18 protein-coding genes are annotated in these 14,673 nt (G+C 37.6%); 5 read left to right on the top strand and 13 right to left on the bottom strand.

Annotation, left to right across the window (positions count from 1 at the left end):
- Positions 1–173 precede the first annotated feature (173 nt).
- Both ABD873_RS13005 and ABD873_RS13000 read right to left on the bottom strand, forming a co-directional pair.
- Positions 174–764 (bottom strand): TetR/AcrR family transcriptional regulator, encoded by a 591-nt coding sequence (locus ABD873_RS13005; RefSeq protein ID WP_345068985.1) that lies wholly within the window; start codon positions 762–764, stop codon positions 174–176.
- 319 nt (positions 765–1,083) lie between these two features.
- Complete coding sequence (locus ABD873_RS13000; protein ID WP_345068983.1) at positions 1,084–1,833, bottom strand: hypothetical protein; 750 nt, start codon at positions 1,831–1,833, stop codon at positions 1,084–1,086.
- Positions 1,834–2,426: 593 nt separating this feature from the next.
- Between ABD873_RS13000 and ABD873_RS12995 the strand changes: the two genes are divergently transcribed.
- Both ABD873_RS12995 and ABD873_RS12990 read left to right on the top strand, forming a co-directional pair.
- Positions 2,427–2,567, top strand: coding sequence for a hypothetical protein (locus tag ABD873_RS12995; protein ID WP_345068981.1), 141 nt, complete (start codon positions 2,427–2,429; stop codon positions 2,565–2,567).
- A gap of 54 nt (positions 2,568–2,621) precedes the next feature.
- Positions 2,622–3,074, top strand: coding sequence for a hypothetical protein (locus ABD873_RS12990; protein WP_345068980.1), 453 nt, complete (start codon positions 2,622–2,624; stop codon positions 3,072–3,074).
- A gap of 149 nt (positions 3,075–3,223) precedes the next feature.
- On the opposite strand, the gene ABD873_RS12985 is transcribed toward ABD873_RS12990, so the two are convergent.
- Genes ABD873_RS12985 through ABD873_RS12975 form a run of 3 tightly spaced genes read right to left on the bottom strand, consistent with a single transcriptional unit; the run spans position 3,224 to position 5,030 of the window.
- Complete coding sequence (locus ABD873_RS12985) at positions 3,224–3,823, bottom strand: DNA alkylation repair protein (RefSeq protein WP_345068978.1); 600 nt, start codon at positions 3,821–3,823, stop codon at positions 3,224–3,226.
- Positions 3,824–3,883: 60 nt separating this feature from the next.
- Positions 3,884–4,786, bottom strand: coding sequence for a DNA-methyltransferase (locus tag ABD873_RS12980; protein WP_345068976.1), 903 nt, complete (start codon positions 4,784–4,786; stop codon positions 3,884–3,886).
- The gene (locus ABD873_RS12975) at positions 4,779–5,030 is read right to left on the bottom strand and encodes a hypothetical protein (protein ID WP_345068974.1); all 252 of its coding nucleotides are present in this window, start codon (positions 5,028–5,030) and stop codon (positions 4,779–4,781) included. Before ABD873_RS12975 ends, ABD873_RS12980 begins: the two co-directional genes overlap by 8 nt.
- A 66-nt stretch (positions 5,031–5,096) precedes the next feature.
- On the opposite strand from ABD873_RS12975, the gene ABD873_RS12970 reads away from it, so the two are divergent.
- Positions 5,097–5,309, top strand: a complete 213-nt coding sequence (locus tag ABD873_RS12970; RefSeq protein ID WP_345068972.1) for a helix-turn-helix domain-containing protein — start codon at positions 5,097–5,099, stop codon at positions 5,307–5,309.
- A 50-nt stretch (positions 5,310–5,359) separates the two neighbouring features.
- Here the strand turns inward: ABD873_RS12970 and ABD873_RS12965 are convergent, their stop codons facing one another.
- The 7 genes from ABD873_RS12965 to ABD873_RS12935 all read right to left on the bottom strand — a co-directional run bounded on the left by ABD873_RS12965 (position 5,360) and on the right by ABD873_RS12935 (position 10,914).
- Positions 5,360–5,893 (bottom strand): hypothetical protein, encoded by a 534-nt coding sequence (locus tag ABD873_RS12965; protein ID WP_345068970.1) that lies wholly within the window; start codon positions 5,891–5,893, stop codon positions 5,360–5,362.
- A gap of 14 nt (positions 5,894–5,907) precedes the next feature.
- Complete coding sequence (locus ABD873_RS12960) at positions 5,908–6,750, bottom strand: type II restriction endonuclease (protein WP_345068968.1); 843 nt, start codon at positions 6,748–6,750, stop codon at positions 5,908–5,910.
- Positions 6,734–7,657, bottom strand: coding sequence for a DNA adenine methylase (locus ABD873_RS12955; protein WP_345068966.1), 924 nt, complete (start codon positions 7,655–7,657; stop codon positions 6,734–6,736). Before ABD873_RS12955 ends, ABD873_RS12960 begins: the two co-directional genes overlap by 17 nt.
- Before the next feature lie 446 nt (positions 7,658–8,103).
- Entirely contained in the window at positions 8,104–9,078 is a 975-nt protein-coding gene (locus tag ABD873_RS12950; RefSeq protein WP_345068964.1) for an aldo/keto reductase, read from the bottom strand.
- 78 nt (positions 9,079–9,156) lie between these two features.
- The gene (locus tag ABD873_RS12945) at positions 9,157–9,726 is read right to left on the bottom strand and encodes a Crp/Fnr family transcriptional regulator (protein ID WP_345068962.1); all 570 of its coding nucleotides are present in this window, start codon (positions 9,724–9,726) and stop codon (positions 9,157–9,159) included.
- A 115-nt stretch (positions 9,727–9,841) separates the two neighbouring features.
- Positions 9,842–10,450 (bottom strand): hypothetical protein, encoded by a 609-nt coding sequence (locus ABD873_RS12940; protein ID WP_345068960.1) that lies wholly within the window; start codon positions 10,448–10,450, stop codon positions 9,842–9,844.
- A gap of 116 nt (positions 10,451–10,566) precedes the next feature.
- Positions 10,567–10,914, bottom strand: coding sequence for a winged helix-turn-helix transcriptional regulator (locus tag ABD873_RS12935; RefSeq protein WP_345068958.1), 348 nt, complete (start codon positions 10,912–10,914; stop codon positions 10,567–10,569).
- A 94-nt stretch (positions 10,915–11,008) separates the two neighbouring features.
- Between ABD873_RS12935 and ABD873_RS12930 the strand changes: the two genes are divergently transcribed.
- Together ABD873_RS12930 and ABD873_RS12925 are read left to right on the top strand one after the other, a co-directional pair.
- Positions 11,009–11,608 (top strand): nitroreductase family protein, encoded by a 600-nt coding sequence (locus ABD873_RS12930; RefSeq protein ID WP_345068956.1) that lies wholly within the window; start codon positions 11,009–11,011, stop codon positions 11,606–11,608.
- A 6-nt stretch (positions 11,609–11,614) separates the two neighbouring features.
- Complete coding sequence (locus ABD873_RS12925; protein ID WP_345068954.1) at positions 11,615–12,712, top strand: L-dopachrome tautomerase-related protein; 1,098 nt, start codon at positions 11,615–11,617, stop codon at positions 12,710–12,712.
- A gap of 165 nt (positions 12,713–12,877) precedes the next feature.
- Here the strand turns inward: ABD873_RS12925 and aspS are convergent, their stop codons facing one another.
- Positions 12,878–14,632: an aspartate--tRNA ligase gene (gene aspS / locus ABD873_RS12920; RefSeq protein WP_039053519.1), complete on the bottom strand. Its 1,755-nt coding sequence runs from the start codon at positions 14,630–14,632 to the stop codon at positions 12,878–12,880.
- Positions 14,633–14,673 lie beyond the last annotated feature (41 nt).

Genomic DNA, 14,673 nt, shown 5'->3' with positions numbered 1-14,673 from the left:
TTTATTATCCGTTCGTAGTATTCTCTTATATGCCCCATAAAAATATTCTCTTTTGATCTGTTTTTCAATACAAATTTAGCGTTATTTATAATAACCGTTTCTGTGCGGATTGGTTTGTTTTCGGGACAAAAATAATAAAAACATACTAGTTAGTATGTTTTTGTGCAAAAAAATTATTTAAGACTGTTTAGATAAATTTTAAGTTGCTTTAAATAAGAAATATAGACCTTTTTGCTGTTTTCTAATTTTCCTAAATTCCGAATACCCCAATAACCCGACATTACGAAGGTGGTTACCTGCTTTGCATTTACGTCCTTGCGGATGACGCCACTTTTCTTTCCTCTTTCGATGGTAGCGGTTATTGCTTTTGTCCATTCTTGAGTTAATTCATTCAAAGCCTTATTAAATTCCGAATTCCACGGGGTCATTTCCTGAGTGAAGTTTGAGGCCGGACAACCATATTCCACCTTCAAAAATTCATTTTTCATTAATAGACTATCCATGAGGTTGTAAATGGCATTCAACGGATCTTGTTCGCCTTGAAGTGGCTCGATGAAACTGCGTGCAAGTGTGGGTTTGAGGACTTCGTTGATGATGGCAAGTCCCATTTCGTCTTTGGTTTTGAAATGATAATAAAAAGCCCCTTTCGTTACTTGTGTGGTAGCGATGATGTCGTCAATGCTCGTCGTCTGGTAGCCCTTAACATAAATCAGTTCAAACGCTTTATGTAAAATCATCGACCGTGTTGCTTCTGCTTTTTTCATCTGTTATCGTCTCTTTTATGGGGTCAGACGGAATCATTTTGATTTCGCAAACATACCATTTAGTATCCTGCAAAGGAACGAAAAAAAAGCAAACTTTTAAAGCCACAGGTTTGACTGGCAGTGTACATGGGGAGGAGAAAGTTCTATATCTTCTTTTTTTTGATTTGTATTGTTTACACTTTCCGCTAACGTTTTCGGGCTTTGCGTTCGGGCGGGTTTCGGAGCACAAAACTTTCAACCTGCACTGAACTTGAATAGAAGCACAAAGCTCCAAGTTTGCACGCAAGCCCGCTTGACGCAAAACCCGTGTTAGGCACAGTTATATGTTATTTACATCAGTAAAAAAATGTTTGATGTCCTCTTGTTTTAAGATTTTATCGATATAGTTTGGCAATTCCTTATCGTCCAAAATTGGTGGATTAATTTGCATAGACCTCAACGAACCATCTTTCTGTGGTGCAATCAATATAATCCTGCCATTTTTTAAATTAAACAGTCTCATGTTGACAATTGCGTATTCGTCTCTATTAGCAGTAAGGAATGCGGTATAATCTATTTCGTCACTTTTTGTTTTAAAAAAACCTTGTCCTATGTAATCCGGATTATTTCTTGAAATAACTTGAACTCCTGCATGGGAGTAGTTTATGGTATCAATAAAATCTGTCAGAGTGATAATTGTAAAAAAAACTTCGTTCGGTTTGTCGCCCACAAACTTTTGAGTAAAACTATTTTTATTTACAAGAAAGTAGGAGTAGAGAATTTTTTTCCCATCGACGTCTATGCCCGAAAAATTACCTCCATTTCCAACTCCTTTAAAACTTTCCTTTCCAAGTAATTCATATTTGGGAACCGGAAATGCTCCATATCTGATAGGTTTTGCTACTCTTTCCTTATTGGCTTCTATGTCTCGCCGCAACAGTTCTGCGTCCCATGTTGAACTGTCTTGACGGTTTTTGAGATGCTTTTCTTCTACTTTTTTGTTCCATTTTGCTGTGTCATTTTGAGCAAAACAGTAAGTAGCAGAGAAAATGGAAAATGTCAACAAGAAGTATTTTATGTACTGTGTCATATCGGAAACTGTTTCGTAATAATTGTGCCTAACGGTTTGGGTATTGCCGAAGGCGGGGAAATCGAAGCCGAAAGTTTCGATTTTGCACCTAGGCGAGCCAAAACGAATTTTTATGAGTTAAATTTACAAAACAAAAACGAATAAAATTCGTTTTTGGCGGAGATAGAAGCATAAACTTTGAATTTAGCACTTCTCCCCGCATTTCGCTAATAGTGTGCTGTGAAGGATAGAGCTTGCTTTATCCGTGCTGTATAGAAGATGATGGTAGGTCCATCCGTCTCGACTTTCAAGCGTAGGTACAAAACCGCTTCCCGATGCTGGCTTAGTAATGAGTTGGTGTTAAACGGTAGGAAGAAAAGGCTACATAAGTAGTCAGGTGCGTATAAAGGAGATGAACCCTTCGACTTCGCTCAGGATAAACTACAGTGAACCCATGCTGAGGCTGTGAGAGAATGGCTAGATTTTGTCCAAAGCTTGTATTTATTGGCTACAAGTGAAAAGCTGTAACGGGAGCTTGATTATTGGTTACAGGGCAAACGCAGTAGAGTGGGCATGACCTTTATACAGGCTTCTATACGGAACTCAGGAAGTCCTTGTCAGTTGCTAAGAGAACGGCACAAGCAGACAGTATCTGTAAGGCTTATAGTATCGATGCTGATGAGGATGACGGATGTTGTTGTAGTAGTGTAGAAGTAGCTGTAATGGCTATGGAACGAAGGACGACAGATACATAGTTTCAAGTGATTGGACAACTTGAACAACTATTTTATTATAATAAAAGAACAAGGATGACCCTCTTATTTGAAACACCATCACGCAGTATTCCCATCACCAAACAAATGGTGAGGGATGCTTACCGCAAGGTAAAATCCAACAAAGGCAGTGCAGGAGTAGATGAAGAAACACTCATAGATTTTGATGCTGATTTGTCTAAGAATCTGTACAAACTTTGGAATAGATTATCAAGCGGAAGTTATTTTCCTCAACCCGTAAAAGCGGTTGAAATTCCCTTAGCACAGCAACTGAATGCTCAAAGTAGAGGATTAATCCGCTATTTTGGTGTGCATAGTCGTTGGCGTTTAAGAGGTTTGTTTCGACATTTGGATTATCGACTGGCTAAATGGGTAAAGGGAAAGTATAAGAGCATTACAAGCTATCAGAAAGCTTATAATTACTTGCGTAAAATACAAAACAGCTATCCGAACTTATTTTACCATTGGAGTATAATAGGCTTAGGATAGCTGTGGGTATATGATAATATATATTTATGTATATCAGAAAGATGGATGTATCAAGAGCCGTATGAGGGGAGACTTTCACGTACGGTTCTGTGAGAAGCTTGGGCTGCAATGCCCTTGCTTACTCGACCCCTTGTTAGCGGCTGGTATGTTCATTTTCCTCTTGCTAATTTATAGGTAAAGGCAGTCTTTTTATCGGTTAAGTCCCAGGTTGAGATTTCATTGAGTACTTTATCGGGGTATTTTTTTGCAATATCCCGAAGTGCATTACCAACTGATTTTCGCAAGTATTCGCTTTCGTCTGATTTATGTTCACTAATGAGTTGGATTGCAGTTGTCGGATTGTCTTTAAAATACGGTCGGCTTGTCCAAATGCGAAGGCCTTCAATAACTGCTCTTTTTACATTAGGATTTCTGTCTGTCAGCCATTTTTTAATAGTCGGCAAACTTTCTTCATAGCCGATTGTCTTGCAATAATGGTCAAATGCTTTTGCTAACATTTCTTGCACACGCCAATCTTTATCGTCTGCAACTTTTGTTTCAAGAAGTTTGAGAGCTTTGGAATTGTCGGTCGAAAGTTGTCCTAAAAGATAAGTTGCCAACATTCTGACTTGGTAGGCATCGTCCATCAGGAAAGAGGTCGCCAGCTCAAAATGATTTTGCGATTGCTCCGCCAAAATCTTGTCCCCCGTTTCTACTATGTGTTTGAAACCGTGTTTTTTTTTCTTTATGTCGTCGATGAGGGGTTTCATTGTAGGGAATCGATTTGGATAGTTGTTTAAGTAAAATGGTGAACTTAATTTGAAGTTATGTTAATCTTTAGAGAACTTTTTCTTTGTTAAATTTAATTCAGTTTGATATTCTTCTTTAGGTTCTTCAAACAAAAATAATTCAAGCTCGTTTTTTTTGTTGAAACCGCTAATTTTTTGTCGGTAAGAAGCTGCAATTTTGGGATTTTCAATTTCAAGTTTTCTGTTTTTGCTGATTTTTAAAAATTCTTCTTCTTGGTCTATTCCCAAGAAACGTCTATTGGCTAAATTAGCAGCTATGCCGGTTGTAGAACTACCGGTAAAAGGGTCTAAAATCCAAGCGTTTGGCTTGGTAGAAGCCAAAATAATTCGAGTTAAAACCGAAAGAGGTTTTTGAGTCGGGTGCTTACCACATGATTTTTCCCAAGGTGCGATTGCTGGAAGTTTCCAAACATCTTTCATTTGTTTGTTTCCATTGAGTTGTTTCATTAATTCATAATTGAAATAATGAGGCACTTTTTCATTTTTCCTTGCCCAAATGATTTGCTCTGTTGAGTGTGTAAAATAGCGACAAGAAAAGTTGGGAGGTGGATTTGTTTTCTCCCAAGTTACAACATTTAAGATTTTAAAACCAAGTTCAACGAGAATTTGGCCAATAGAAAAAATATTATGCATTGTACCACTAATCCAGATAGTGGCATCTTCCTTCATTTTATCACGAACTAATGAAAGCCATTTGCGATTAAATTCATTTATGTATTCGAAACCGTGAGATTTATCCCAACTTCCTTTATTTACACTAACGATTTGGCCGTTTTGAATAGACAGACCGTCGTTCGATAAAAAATAGGGAGGGTCTGCAAAAACCATATCAAACTTGTGGTCAAATTGAGACAATAACTCCATTGTATCTCCTAAAAGGAGATAAAAGTTTTTGTCATTTGATTTGAAGTAGGGTTTAAGCATGTATTAATCGAAATTTTGATTGAAATTCTTCCAACGAATTTACTATTACTTTATCATTAAAGCCTTCGTTAATATCTGTCCAACGAATAAGCGTGTCATCTCCTTTAAAATCAAAAGTAGGATCTATTTCAACAATTAATCCATTGTGTTCCCATTTTGGAACGTCATATAGAGCCAAAAAATAATCAATTAAAGTTTTGATTTTTGTTGGGGTGCACTCAGAGTTTTTAATTTCTACTTTCATAATGTTATACATTAGATTATCTTTGGAAAATACAAATTTTCCTCAAAACACACAATAAGTGTTTTTATGAGTAAGAAAATATTAAAAGAATTTGGCTTAAGAATAAAAGAATTAAGGCAAGAACGAGGTCTTACACAAGAACAATTTGCTACAAAATGTGGATTACATAAAAATTATATTGGAATGATAGAAAGGGGCGAAAGAAATCCCTCTTTGATTAATATTGAAATAATAGCTAAAGGACTTGAAATTTCTATTTCAAAGTTAATGAAATTTTAAGTAGTACGGAAGTCTCAAATAATTTTTTTCGTCAAATTTTACACAAGTATTTATCTTCTGTTATGTGTTGCTACTTGAACTATTTTGTAAATGTCCTTATGTTCTTCAAGTGCTTTTAAAAGATTTCTGAACATATATGCTGAAGAAAAGTTTGTTTTTTCTTGTATCATCAAGAGTTTAGCGATTAGGTATAAAAACTTAATACTGTATTCGCCTTTGTTTGCCAGACTTGGATATTTTTTAGCTTCAAGATTCGCCTCCTGCAAAAGTTGTTCTACATCCAATAATGCATTTCTTTCAGCATCGGACTTTAATGGTTTTATATGATTATCCCATTGGTAAATCAAAAAGTTTAGAAACTTTTTTGTTTCTTCACTATTGTGATTCATTTTAATAATAGCATCCACTGCCCAATGAATGTGCTTGGGTGTTCTTATTCTCGACCAGCCAGATTTACTCAAGCGGTCTCTTTGTCTATATCGAAGAAGCAAATCATATTCAGATAAAGTTCCTTGATAAACACCAAGAAGATATGTGTCATTTATTTCAATTGTAATCAAAGGATCTATTCCTTTGACTTTCATATGAGGTAATTTATTTACCATTCGCCTTCTACATTTTCAGATTTTATTCTTTCAATAAAGTCCTTTAAAGTAGTCAAATTATAAACACTTTGAATAATGTTATAAGCTTCCTCTAGTTTATTTTTTGCCGATAGCCAACCTCGTCCGTCTGTTATCCAAACAAACTCGAAGCCTTGATATTGATTTATTTTGGGAGCTAAAACCGAATAAGCTCTTGCCGTTTCGTTGAGTTTTGAACCACCACCATTGTAATAATTCGTTTCAATAAGATACGTTTTTTTAGAGGTCTTAATTACAAAGTCAAATTGCTTGACATCGGCTCCTAAGCTAAGGATTTCAGGGAAAGTAGTATTCCTAACTTCTTTTTTATAGAATACTCCGGCCTTGTCAAAAATTAGGGCAACAGCTTTAGACATATTGTCGCCACCTCTGTTTTTTCGAGCATTGGTGTCTAAGCCGACTTCAATACCGAAAACATAATCAACTAAATTGGTAACAACCTTATTTCTAAATAGCTCACCTAACCCTGTCTCTTCTATAAATTCTAAAACTAATTGAGGTGAGGTGAAGTAACTGTTAAGAGTTACGATTTCTCCTTTATTATTATATGTCTTAGCATTTTTATTTTTACGAACGGCAATTAAGATATCTAGTACTTCAAAGACCTTAGGATTCTCTTCGTATAACTCATATACAGCTTCTCTTAAATTTTCTTTGCCTATTAAATAATTAAGTTGATTGAGCTTCATAGCAATTCTGTTGACGTTTTTACGAATTTTCTCAAAATCCGTAAAGTAATCAAGCGTAGCGTTGGTTTCTGAAAGCTGTGAAAGAAAAAGACTAAACTGTTCTGACATATTCTTTTTTATTCTCTTGATTAGTGATAAGTAATTCTGTTAGTTTTCCCCTTTTTTCAGGATTAGCATTTATGTTTCGTTTAGCGTCAACCCTTTCAATTTTAAAATCAGCATATAGGTCATCAAAGAAATTGTCATTTTCATCTTTCCCTTTTACATCTGAATTGCTCAAAATCCAAGTATGGTTTAGTGCATCTAGTTTTCGACAAAAATCTCTTAATCTAATTTGCTCCTCATCGTCAAACTCATCTTTTGCATAAGCGTTAAAACTCGAAGTTTCACTCAAAGGTTTGTATGGAGGATCGAAGTAGAACAATGTATTGCTATCTGCATATTGTAATGTTTCTTCATAGTCTCCACAAAGTATTTCAACCTTTTGCAATGCCTTACTTACCGCCAAGATATTTTCCTCATCACAAATGGTTGGGCGTTTGTAGCTACCAATTGGCACGTTGAATTCGTTTTTTCGATTTACTCTATAAAGCCCATTGAAACAAGTTCGATTGAGAAAAATAAACAATGCGGCCTGTACGCTTTGCTCTTCTTTTCGCAAATTATATAAAGCTCTTTTGGAGTAGTAATATTCCTTTTTTGCTTCGATATTTCCTTCTAAACCGTGATATTCATTTTGTAGGATTTGAAGTATCGAAATTAACTCCTTTGGTCTTGAGGCTATAGTTTTGTAGGTGTTTATTAGGTCTTCGTTTATATCGTTAATGACAGCTTTTTGGAGATTGGGGAAGTTGTTAAGCATCCAAAACAAAACTGCTCCGCTTCCTACAAAGGGTTCGATGTAGGTGAATTTTTTATTATAAATATCTTTTGGCAATGCCTTTTCAATGGCATTCAGGAGTTGTGTTTTGCCACCTGCCCACTTTAAAAATGGTTTTGTTATTTTGTCTGTCATTTGTCCTTTATATTGTTTTTCTGATTGAACAAAAATACAATTTTCATGCTTGTTATTTTTCGTTCGAGAGGTTAATTATTGGTGAAGCTATTTTTTCTGTGCGATGATTTTTTTAGGATAGTTCCCTACCCCCTGTGTTTACTACCAATTTGTCGCAACAGTGTTCCTGTAGCAGTAGTTTCGCAATGTTGCCTGTCAAATGGTTTTATGTTTTCAATTATCATACTCTTCATTAGCTAAAGTTATGTTGTTCGTATGACAACTGTATGTCAGCAAGAGTATAATTTTAGTTGAATGAAAACTGTTTGGGAAGTGACGAAGTTGCAAAGTGAACGGGGCAGATTATGTTGTAGGTATTAAACTGAAAGTTACATTTTATCCACCTATCTGCATAGAGGTAGTATGGTTGAGACAGCTATTTTCAATCTTAATTCTCCTAAAAAACATTATTTCCTTTCTGCCGTTTCTCTTAATGGTGCTGGGTAACGTTCTCCTACGATTTGAATATTTTTCAAAGCTGAATTGATTTGGTTTAATTCATCCTTTGATAATAAAACATTTGTTGAACCAATATTTTCTTCTAGGCGATGTAGTTTTGATGTGCCGGGGATGGGAACTATGAATGGTTTTTGTGCCAATAACCAAGCTAATGCAATTTGTGCTGGTGTTGCATTTTTGTCTTTCGCAATGGAAACAACTAAGTCAACCAATACTTGATTGGCTTGCCTATTTTCTTTGTTGAAGCGTGGTGAAAAATTTCTGCCGTCTGTTTGGTCAAACTCGGTGTCGGCAGTTATCGTGCCTGTGAGAAAACCTTTGCCCAAGGGGCTGAATGGAACAAACCCAATACCTAATTCTTCCACAGTATTGAGGATTTCGTTTTCAGGTTTACGATAAAACATAGAATACTCACTCTGCAAAGCCGTAACAGGCAAAACAGCGTGAGCTTTGCGAATGATTTCGGGATTTACTTCACATAAGCCAAAATGTTTGACTTTTCCTTGTTGAACCAAATCTTTTACGGCGCCGGCTACGTCTTCTATAGGAACGTTTGGGTCGAGTCTGTGCTGATAAAACAAATCAATTGCGTCTATGCTTAATCTTTTCAAGGATGCTTCGGCAACGGCCTGAATGTTTTCGGGTCGGCTGTCTAATCCCAATTTAACGTTTCCGTCTTTGAATCCAAATTTTGTGGCAATCACGACTTCATTTTTGAACGGCTCAAGAGCTTCGCCGACCAATAATTCATTGTCGCCATAACCTTGGGCTGTGTCAAAAAAAGTAATACCGTGTTCAACTGCAGAACGTATTAATTGGATGCTCTGCTCTTTGGAAGGAGCATTGGGAAAACTTAATCCCATACATCCAAAACCCAATGCAGACACTTCCAAGCCGCTGTTACCTAATGTTCTTTTTTCCATTTTTATAAAATTTAAGATGATAGAACAAAGGTCTGGCTTATAAAAATGGAAGTACTTGCCATTTGGCAAAAAGAAGCATTAGCGGATGTTTTTTCTTATTCTACTTAAGGAAGATTGCGTTATTCCCAGATAAGAAGCGATGTATGACAATGGCACACGATTAACCAATGTAGGAAACTTCTCCATAAAGTCTAAGTAGCGTGTGGTTGCGTCTTGCGAAACTAATTCACTTCTTCTAGCAATTTTTTCGCTGTGATGTTTGGCGATTATTTTTTGAACAATGTTATCCCAGCCAATAATCGTTTCGGAGATGTCTTTCCAGTCTTGTTTTGAGAAAACAACCAATTTGCACTCGGTGACGGCAGTCAGGTATTCGGAAGGGGTGAAAACTTCATCGATTGTGTTTCCTGATAAGATCAGATGGTTTTCGTCAATAAAGTAGCGTGTAATTTCTTCACCTTTGTTATTGTAAAAGAAAACGCGTATAACCCCTTCCGTAAGAAATCCGATTTGTCTTACGGTTTTTCCTGCTTCCCAATAAAATTCGTCTTTGCAAAGTACTAATTCCCTTGCTTTGCTTGTGATAAGGTCAATTTGCTGTTTGTTCAAATTGCCAAATTGCAGGACGAAATCAATAAATTGTTCCATTCTATAAAGGTAGTCAATGTAGGTTGATGATTTTTTGTCATTTGGTAAAATAATAAGGGAGGGTGATTGTAAGTTGTTGGGAAAAATTCTCTTTCAGAAACGAAGGGATTGAATTTTAGAGATTCACCTTTCGATAGAGAAAATAGCACTCATTGTCTACATATTCCAATCCATTATTTTTTGTTTGAAGTTTTGATTTGTTCGATTTTGGTATGCTGCCATTGGTGTCGATATAATATTTGTTTTTCTTGCGTTTGATGGTGCCGATTAGCGCAAAGTTTTCTTTTTCTTGAATAGACTCATGGTCAGAAAATAAACTACTTGTGAGCAGAAGTCCACCCGGCTTGATGTAAGACTCACAATAATCGATGAGTTTTCCGGCAAACAAGGACAGTAGCAAATCGTAGGAAGCAGATTTCAAGCCTAAATCTGTGGTAAAATCTTTAGAGATAAATGTCCAATGGGGCGTTTCTTTGTACGTTTTGTTTTTATTAATCAAATCAGTAACCAGCTTATGGTTGGCAAAAAATTCGGATGCGGTCTGATTTTTATCAATGTACACCACATGACTAAAATAAAAGGAAGGGGTGATGTGTACCGAGCTGCCGGGATATATCACGGATTTTGGGTTAAACTCCTGTTTTATGAGTTCGAAAAGTGCGGCACGCTCAAACCCCATGGATTGATAAAGCTGCTCGTATTTGTTTTTTGCTAAATGATTCATCTTTATGGTACTGTTCTTTCCGAAAAACTTTTTTGGGCGTATTCCCTAAGTTTTGAGGAAAAGTAATTTTCGCTATTGAAATTACCTTTTTCACAAACCTTAATCAGAGGCTGGTGCTATTTCATTGTTTTTATTTTTTCGTTTGTTTTTGCCGCTTCTTTTCCCCATTGTGCAATGGATTTTAGTACGGGAATTAGTGTTTTGCCAAAATCAGTCAATTCATATTCTACTCTTAACGGTGGTTTGCTGGTGTGAACAATTCTATTGATCAATCCATCTTCTTCCAATTCTTTAAGTTGAAGACTTATGGTTCGCTCCGTAACCATTGGAAGTTCTTTTCTCAATTCGTTGTACCGTTTTTTTTCGATTAAATGCATTAGAATTACGGCTTTCCATTTACCGCCTATATACTTCATTGTCAGGCTTGTGCTGCAAGGATATTTTTTATTTTCTATACAATACATCTGCTACTATCATTTTTGACCGTTATTGCAAAGTTAAGATACTATAATTAATATTGCAACCATAAAAAGTATAGTATAATTAGATGTTGAAATTATGAGTTTTTTAGAAATTGCAAAATCGAGGTACACGACCAAAAAGTACAATCCAAACCTGAAAATTTCTGAGGAAAAAATTGAGCAACTAAAGGAAATCATACGATTGAGTCCTTCCTCAATAAATAGCCAACCTTGGAAGTTTGGATTTATAGCTGATGAAAAAGTAAAACGCGAATTGGCTAGTGTTTCTTATTTCAACGAACAAAGAATCATTCAAGCCAGTCATTTGGTTGTATTCAGTGTTATTGACGAAATTGAAAAGTTTGAAGAACAAATCCAGCAAAATTTACCCGAAGGTGCTGTAGATTATTACAACACATTTGTAAAACCAAACAGTGATGCAGAAATCAAATCGTGGTTGCAACATCAGGTTTATTTGTCGCTTGGTTTTTTCCTTTCGGCTTGCGCAAGTTTAGGAATCGACAGTACACCAATGGAAGGCATTAAATCTGAAGAATACGACAAAATTTTGCAACTAGACGGATACAAAAGTTTGTTTGCGGTTGCTATCGGTTATCGAGATTTAGACGATGCAAATCAGCCCTTAAAAAATCCGAAAGCGCGTCTTTCAGCTGAAAATGTTATTTATTCTATTTAATTCATTATGAAAAAAATAATTTTATCGTTACTCGTTTTTATGAGTTTTAATAGTTATGCACAACAAGTTTCATACGAAGTTTTTGCAACGGTAGATCAATCGGTAGGAAATATTGCTTTTACCTACCAAGGAGAATTGGTGTATAGTCATCATCCTTTTTTTAGTCCAACTTATCGAGTGGTGAAATACAATGCTCAAGACAACACCATAACACCTTTCCCCAATGAAGAATGGAACACGCCACGAGAATCTGACGATCATTATCTAAGTAATGTTTTGGGAATAAGAAACGACGAAAACGGCATTGTATGGATGCTTGATATGGGACAAAGAAACCCAGTAACCCCCAAAATTGTGGGCTGGAATACCATTACCAACAAACTGGAGCGAATTTATTATTTGCCGGAGACTTCTGTTGTTCCTACTTCACAACCTAATGATATGGTGGTGGATACAAAAAATGGTGTTTTTGTAATTGCCGATGAAGGTATCGGAAATGGGGGTGATGGACGTACTGCGAGTCTGATTATTGTCGATATGAAAACGGGTAAAACAAGAAGGCTGTTGGAAGTACATCGTACCACTTTGCCCGAGAATTTACCCACGGTTGTCAATGGTAAATCTTTAGCGGTGAATGGTCAGAACCTCTTGGTAGGTTGTGACGGGATTACTGCGGACAAAGAATTTGAATGGTTGTATTATGCTCCTTTGAACGGAAGTAAAATTTATCGCGTTAGAATGGCTGATTTGCTGGATGAAACATTGAACGAAGCGGAATTAGACGAAAGAATTGAAACTTATTCCGACAAACCCAATAATGGAGGGTTAAGTATAGATAGCGAGGGGAATTTGTATTTGACGGCAATGGAAACCAATAGCATAGCGGTTATTCTTGCCAAAGATAGAAGTGTGCAGAATCTTTTTTCGGATAATAATTTACTTTGGCCCGATGGCGTTAGCTACAATGCAGTAGATGGTTATATGTACGTTTCTGCTGCACAAGTCCATTTGGGTTCGGTTTTCAATGATGGGAAAAATTTAGCAAGAGCACCGTTTTATATCTTTCGTTTCAAACCCTTGGCGGATGGCGTTCCCTATAGGTAATATTCTTTGGAATTGATATGCTCTGGTTATTTTGAAGGTGTTTTCTATATGACTGTTGCGTTAGGTGATATGATTTTGCTAGGTTAAATTCAAAAATACGCAGTTAGAGAGTATAAAAAAAGGGCTAAGAGATTAGCCCTTTTTTCTGTTATATGCACGACAATTTTAGTCTTTCAAAGTTATTGCGAGATTGAGTTCGTCCAGCTGTGCCTGATCTATTGGTGCTGGAGCGTCAATCATGACATCGCGACCGGAGTTGTTTTTAGGGAAGGCTATAAAGTCGCGGATGGTTTCTTGTCCGGCAAGGATAGCTACAAGACGGTCCAAGCCGAAGGCCAATCCTCCGTGTGGTGGCGCTCCATATTGGAAGGCATTCATCAGGAATCCGAATTGTTGCTGTGCCTGTTCCGGAGTGAATCCTAAATGTTTGAACATAAGTTCTTGTGTGGCTTTGTCGTGGATACGTATAGAGCCACCTCCGATTTCATTTCCGTTGAGCACTAGGTCGTAAGCGTTAGCTCTTACCTTGCCGGGGTCGGTATCCAACAGGTGGATGTCTTCACGTTTTGGAGAGGTGAAAGGATGGTGCATAGCGTGATATCGTCCTGTCTCTTCGTCCCACTCCAATAGCGGGAAGTCCACGACCCAGAGAGGAGCAAACTCGTCAGGCTTACGTAATCCTAAACGGTTTCCTAATTCCATACGTAGTGCCGACAGCTGTGTGCGTGTCTTATTGGCGGGGCCGCAAAGGATAAGGATGAGGTCTCCTTCTTTCGCGCCGGTGATTTCAGCCCACTTGGCCAAATCTTCTTGGTCGTAGAATTTATCTACCGAAGATTTGTAGTGTCCTCCCGTTTCGCATTTTACGTACACCATACCAGAGGCTCCGACCTGCGGGCGTTTCACCCAATCGATAAGGGCGTCAATCTCTTTGCGGGTGAAGGATGCTGCTCCCGGCACGGCGATACCTACTACCAATTCTGCATTGTTGAAAACGGCAAAGTCCTTGTGTTGGGCCACAGCGTTCAGCTCACCGAACTTCATGCCGAAACGTATATCAGGCTTGTCGTTTCCATAGGTACGCATAGCCTCATCATAAGTCATGCGCGGAAACTTGTCAATATCGATATTGTGGAATTTTTTCAAGAGGTGGCGTGTCAGACCTTCGAACACGTTAAGGATATCTTCCTGTTCGATGAAGGACATCTCACAATCTATCTGCGTGAACTCCGGCTGACGGTCGGCACGAAGGTCCTCGTCACGGAAACATTTTACAATCTGGAAATAGCGGTCCATACCTGCCACCATCAGCAGCTGCTTGAACGTCTGAGGCGACTGTGGCAACGCATAAAACTGCCCTGGATTCATACGTGAAGGTACCACAAAGTCCCGAGCCCCTTCAGGAGTAGATTTAATCAGATAAGGGGTTTCAATTTCACAAAAATCCAAATTCGATAGGTAGTTGCGCACTTCCTGTGTTACTTTATGACGGAACAGTAAGCTGTTCTTGACAGGGTTGCGACGGATATCCAAATAGCGGTATTTCATGCGGATATCTTCACCGCCGTCGGTTTCATCTTCAATGGTGAATGGAGGCAGCTGAGCCTCATTTAAGATGGTGAGCTCTTTTACTAATACTTCAATATCTCCAGTAGGAATATTGTTGTTTTTAGATTCACGCTCTATTACGGTGCCCTTCACCTGAATGACATATTCACGTCCAAGAGATTTGGCCAGTTGCATCACTTGAGCATCCGTACGGGCTTCATCAAAAATCAACTGCGTAATGCCGTAGCGGTCACGCAAGTCCACCCAAATCATAAAGCCTTTGTCTCGAGATTTTTGTACCCATCCGGCAAGTGTGACTTCCTTATTAACGTCGGCGATGCGAAGCTCGCCGCAATTGTGACTTCTATACATATTATATAAATAGAAAATATATCGTACAAAATTATCGGTTT

This window comes from Sphingobacterium thermophilum, assembly GCF_039541675.1.
Taxonomy (GTDB): Bacteria; Bacteroidota; Bacteroidia; order Sphingobacteriales; family Sphingobacteriaceae; genus Sphingobacterium; species Sphingobacterium thermophilum.
The sequence above is the reverse complement of the archived record's forward strand: the minus strand, read 5'-3'. Positions and strand labels throughout refer to the sequence as shown.